The following is a 5,510-nucleotide window of genomic DNA, read 5'->3' as shown; positions in this document are numbered from 1 at the left end:
ATTATGAGGATTTGGAACTGGTAGCATAGTCAGTGATATCCTTGAAATAAATGTGTCAACTAATCTTGACAATATCAGTGCCTACCCATTGAGGGAAGAACATTCTCCCAATGTGGAGCTTGACAATTTCATAGACGGCATTTCCGGTACATAACCTATGTACGAGCGAATCAGGCACGCCGCGAAGATGGACAGCCCCAGGAGGTGATGAATAGGACTGTTCCGAGCGATCCACGTCAGCCTGATACCCGAAAGTGGCATTTCAGGGCGCGATGACTGCATAGGGGTTAAAGATACTTCCTCACGGCCTCCTAAAGACTTGGGGGGAACTCTGCGGCGCACGAGTAAAACGACGCTGTGGAGTTATGACAGCCGCGCCAGCGGAGACCGGAATGTCCCCATCGCCAGGGGTGCGTGGCAAATGTGGCGAGTAAATTTTTCAAAGTCAGATACCATGCGCTGGCAGCTTCGGTTGCCAGCGCATTCATGTGATTTTGAAAGCAACAACCACATCTTTGACAGAAAGGGGGACCACCTATGGAAAAATTGATTTCGCGGAAAGAGGCTGCCAAATTACTGGGGATTAGCATTGCCACTTTGGATGCAGCTCGAAACAGTGGGCTAATTTCCTATGTTCAGTATGTGCAAAATGGTTGCGTGTACTTTACAGATGCTGGCCTTCAGGAGTATATCGCAAAATGCACCCATCGTGCAAAGCCAGTGGAAAAAAGCGCTACATACCGCAAGCTGCGAAGTGTCCGAGCTTGAGCTGTTCCGTATCCTTGCTGGAACCTAATATGTCTGATAAAACAAAGGTACAGCGCTGGACATTATTCTTAGGAGGTGACGGAATTGGCAAAAAGAAAAAGGGCAATTCCTCAATATGGTACGGTCGTGCTTAACGGCATTGAATATTATAGAACCAGAGTCGAAGATTCGGATGGAAACAGAGTGGCGCTTTATGCAAAGACGCCCGAAAAGCTTTATGACAAGGAACTGGAGGCGTTAGAGCAGATTGACAGTACTACGTTTCGTCGAAGATCGCCTACGGTTGCTGAGTACTGTGAGAAGTGGCTGCTGATGCAGTCCGTCCATGTTCGGGCCACCACCTTGACAGATTATACCTCTAAGGTGCGGCGGCACATTATTGGAGGGCTGGGAGACAAGAGAATGGCTGATGTATCCCTGGATGACATCCAACTTGCCCTCGTACCTGTTTCCAAGAAGTCGGCTTCGGTTTATAAGTCTGTGGTGATTCTCTGCAAGTCCATTTTCCGGGCGGCCAAGGAGAGCCATGTGATTGACGAGGACCCGACCATATACCTGGATGCAAAGGGAGGAGTTCCCCAGGAAGAAAGACAGGCATTGACGGATGAACAGGTTGAGCGGCTTTTGGACACGATCCGGGATTTGCCGCCCTATGTATTTGTGATGATCGGTTTATATGCCGGTCTGCGCCGGGAAGAAATCCTGGCGCTGCAATGGGATTCTGTGTATCTGGATGCAGAGGCTCCGTACTTAACGGTACGGCGGGCATGGCACACAGAACATAACAGGCCGGTCATTCTTACCGAGCTAAAGACCAAAGCGGCACAAAGAAACATTCCTCTCCCGGTCTGTCTGGTTGAATGTCTGAAAGATGCAAAGAAAAAATCCACTTCGGATTATGTGATTGCCAATCGGGACGGTGATCCGCTATCCTATACACAGTTTAAGCGGCTGTGGCAGTATATTGTGACGCGGACTGCAAAGCCGAGAATGGCCAGAAAACTTGTGGACGGAAAGTATGTAAAATATATGCTTTACCCGAAACTTGGAGAAAAAGCCAGGAATAACGGCCATGTGGTATATAGCCTGGATTTTGAAGTGACACCGCATCAGCTGCGGCACACCTACATCACCAATCTGATTCATTCTTCGGTGGACCCCAAAACGGTACAATATTTGGCGGGCCATGAAAGCAGCAAAATCACGATGGACATTTACGCAAAGGTCAAATACAACAGGCCGGATGATCTTGTCAAAGCAATGGGCTGTGCCTTTGACTTATGGGACGCTGTGTAAGTTCCGAACAATTCAGAAAATGAAGTAAGAGCGAGACAAGGATGTCTCGCTCTTAGTTTTTCCTTGGCCGTATCTTTGATTCAATTTGAAATCTCTGATAAAAAGGAGGTGTAGATACATCACCACGCGAGAAAGGAAATTAATTATGGCAAAGAAGAAAAAAAACATACCTCAATATGGAACCGTCACACGAAAGGGTGTCCTGTATTACAGAACCCGGATTCTGGACGCAGACGGCAAGCAGGTGAGCTTGTATGGGACTACCTGCGAGGAACTGTACGATAAAGAGCAGGAGGCGAGACGCCAGGTAGCGGAGATCATCTTCCACCGGGAGCATCCTACTGTGGCCGAGTATTGTGAGAAGTGGCTGTTGATGCAATCCGCAAAAGTGTCGCCGGCTACACTGAAGGGCTACGCCTCCAATATGAAGAACTACATTATCAAGCCTTTGGGAGATATGTATATGGAGGAAGTAACAGCGGATGATATTCGTCTGGCGCTGATCCCATTGTCCAATAAGTCCGAGAGCCTGCACAATACGGTGAATATGCTCCTCAAGTGCATTTTTTACTCGGCAGAGCGGAGCCAGTTGCTGGAATACAATCCGTGTGAGGGGATTTCGGCAAAAGGAGGGAAACCGACCCAAAAGAAAGATTCGCTGACAGACCAGCAGGTGGAAGTGCTGCTGGAAACCGTCAAAGGACTTCCGCCGTATCTGTTTACCATGATCGGCTTATATGCCGGTCTGCGCCGAGAAGAAGCTCTCGCCTTGCAATGGGATTGTGTGTTCCTCGATGCACCCACTCCATATATCTCTGTGCGGCGCGCATGGCGATCAGAGCATAACAGACCGGTTATCTCTACAACGCTTAAGACGAAAGCAGCAAGAAGGGATATTCCCATTCCCAAATGCCTTGTGAATTGTCTGCGGGAAGCCAAGGCTGCCTCCAAATCGGAATATGTGATTGCCGATAGTGAGGGACAGCCCTTGTCATATTCGCAGTTCAAACGTGTCTGGCAGTACATCGTTGTTCGGTCTACCAAGGAGCGTACCTATTATAAGTATGTGAACGGACAGAGCATCAAGTACACTGTTCAGCCGAGTCTGGGAGGACATCAGAAAAACAATCCCAACATTGTGTATAGCCTGGACTTCGATGTGACACCGCACCTGCTGCGGCATACCTACATCACCAATCTTCTGTATGCAGGTGTTGACCCCAAGACGGTCCAGTACCTTGCCGGACATGAGAACAGCAAGACAACTATGGACATCTATGCAAGAGTAAAGTATAATAAACCAGAACAGCTATTCGATGTAGTAAATTCTGCATTTCATCAAGCTGTCCCCTCGTAAAAGTGGCCTGTTTTTTGGTTAAGGAATAGGACAACCGAGGGGCCGAGGCTCAAAAAAGCCCGGAATATCAAGGAAAATCATCGCTCAGACGATTGAAATACGGACTCAAAGCTGCACGTAGAGCACCGCAGTTCTCCAAACGTTAATCTCGGTTACCCAAGAGATAATCAAAAGAGAATATCGAAATGCTTACAAACCCTGGAAACTCCTTATGTTTCCGGGGTTTTTCAGTTCTCCGGAAACATTGTGGAATGTCGTGAAACGGGGTGAAATTTGCTCCGTTTGCAACGCATTTGCAACACGTTTGCAACAAAGTTATTCCGCTAATGTTTTGTTTATGGCATCAACAAGTATCTGTACATCCAGATGCGTATAAACCTTTTCAGTCAGGCTCATAGCTCCGGAGTGACCCACAATTTTTTTGATAGTAGTGTCCTGGACTCCTGCCTCCGATAACATGGATATGCACGTATGTCTGGTACAGTGAGGCGTCCGGTTAATTCCAATCTGCTCTGTAAGCGGTGTCCAGTAGCTGTCATAATAATTGCGGTACTTAAAAGGCTTACCATCCTCTGTATGCAGAAGATATTCACAGTCCGGACAGGATTCATACCAGCCTTTATAGAACGGAAGAAGTTTGTCCGCGATCGGAACCTTTCTGATGCCATTCTCTGTTTTACTTTCAATCACATCAAAGTATTGCTTATCCAGATGCACGTTTTCCTTTTTTAGGGAAAGAAATTCTGAAATACGTGTACCGTTGTAGAGAAGCATAAGGATGATCTGATAATATTTATCATCTTTCATCGTCCAGATTTTGGCGATTTCATCTTTTGTAAATTTATTTCTGCTGTGCTTATTCGGATTTCTGTCCTTGTACTGAACGATATCAACGAAAGAAGAATAATCTTTGTTGCAGATGTCATTTTTTAAAGCGAAATCATATAACTGATTAAACAGTATCTTTATTTTCTTCAGTGTCGGATAGTTTTTCCCGCAGGTGTCGATGACCTGCTGAAGGTCTGCCAGTTTCAGGTCTTTAAAGATTCTGGAATAAAGAATGGTGCAGGCTTTGTATGATGCTGAATACCCTTTTACGTTGCTTTCTGATACGGTCGGATATTTCTTTTTAGACCATTCTTCATATACTTCCGAAAAAGTCATTTTTGCGGCTCTGGTATCATATGGATTATGATTGTAATCTGCCAGCATCTGCAGACCTTCTGCTTTGGTTGCGGTATATCCGATAATAATATAGTCAGCGACTTTCTTTTCCTTTACAGGATCAATATGATATCCGGTAGTCTTTCGAACCATATATGGTTTTCTTCTTTTTCCGGATAATTTTACTACGCTGCCATAGCCATTTGGTAATTTCATAAAGTTAAGTCTCCTTTCTTTCGGCGAGACTTATTCTCCAAACTGTTTGTTTAAAATAGCATTTCTTCGTTTTATACGTTCCTCCTCTGAAAGTTCTTCCTGCTCTTTCTCTGATAATGGGATAGTGGAATAGTAGGCTAATGTCTTATCTTTCCAGTCCTGATAGGATTTTGCAGTGTGCTGGTAAGAGGCATATTCTTCTCTGTTTTCGTTAAATTCCTCTAAAAACAGGCACATATCTGCGTTTTCTGATGCTGACATGTCTTTACCATTAAATGTAATAGAACACTCCCAGTTATTGTGCTCAGGCGGGCGTTTTACATCTATACGAAAGCCCAGCTCCTGAATTTGATCGAGTTCAAAGAAAAACTTCATAACATCTGACATATATGTCAGTGGTCTGCTATCGGTTTCGTATCCAATTAGATAGGTAGAAGTAGTATCGAGCAATCCGGCAAGTTCATTGATCATGGCAATAGATACTTCTATTTCACCACTTTCGTATTTCTGGATCGTGCGAAGTGATTTGCCAAGTGCATTTGCCAGCTGCGTCTGATTCATGCCTTTTTGTTTCCTGGCAGTTCGGATCCTAAGTCCAATCTGTTTTGTGTCATATTTCATGATTGATTTCACCTCTCTCGTATTATAAAGTAGTAGTGTTTATAGACCCTCTCCAAGGTCTTAATACTATTTCTATCATAGCTATTCT

At 45.1% G+C, this 5,510-nt stretch carries 5 protein-coding genes; 3 read left to right on the top strand and 2 right to left on the bottom strand.

Annotated features, from left to right (window positions below; genetic code table 11):
* Positions 1 to 537 precede the first annotated feature (537 nt).
* From FGQ86_RS15895 to FGQ86_RS15885, 3 genes are all read left to right on the top strand, one after another.
* Positions 538 to 768, top strand: coding sequence for a hypothetical protein (locus tag FGQ86_RS15895; protein WP_002576320.1), 231 nt, complete (start codon positions 538 to 540; stop codon positions 766 to 768).
* An 84-nt stretch (positions 769 to 852) separates the two neighbouring features.
* On the top strand, positions 853 to 2,064 hold the full coding sequence (locus FGQ86_RS15890) for a site-specific integrase (protein ID WP_002576319.1): 1,212 nt from the start codon (positions 853 to 855) through the stop codon (positions 2,062 to 2,064).
* Between the two features lie 145 nt (positions 2,065 to 2,209).
* Positions 2,210 to 3,421, top strand: a complete 1,212-nt coding sequence (locus FGQ86_RS15885; protein ID WP_002576318.1) for a site-specific integrase — start codon at positions 2,210 to 2,212, stop codon at positions 3,419 to 3,421.
* A 315-nt stretch (positions 3,422 to 3,736) separates the two neighbouring features.
* On the opposite strand, the gene FGQ86_RS15880 is transcribed toward FGQ86_RS15885, so the two are convergent.
* On the bottom strand, positions 3,737 to 4,801 hold the full coding sequence (locus FGQ86_RS15880) for a site-specific integrase (protein ID WP_138305126.1): 1,065 nt from the start codon (positions 4,799 to 4,801) through the stop codon (positions 3,737 to 3,739).
* 30 nt (positions 4,802 to 4,831) lie between these two features.
* Positions 4,832 to 5,422, bottom strand: a complete 591-nt coding sequence (locus FGQ86_RS15875; RefSeq protein WP_138305124.1) for a helix-turn-helix transcriptional regulator — start codon at positions 5,420 to 5,422, stop codon at positions 4,832 to 4,834.
* Positions 5,423 to 5,510 lie beyond the last annotated feature (88 nt).

Origin of the sequence: Clostridium sp. BSD2780061688st1 H5 (assembly GCF_005845155.1) — a bacterium.
In the GTDB taxonomy this organism is placed as follows: Bacteria; Bacillota; Clostridia; order Lachnospirales; family Lachnospiraceae; genus Claveliimonas; species Claveliimonas intestinigallinarum.
The sequence above is the reverse complement of the archived record's forward strand: the minus strand, read 5'-3'. Positions and strand labels throughout refer to the sequence as shown.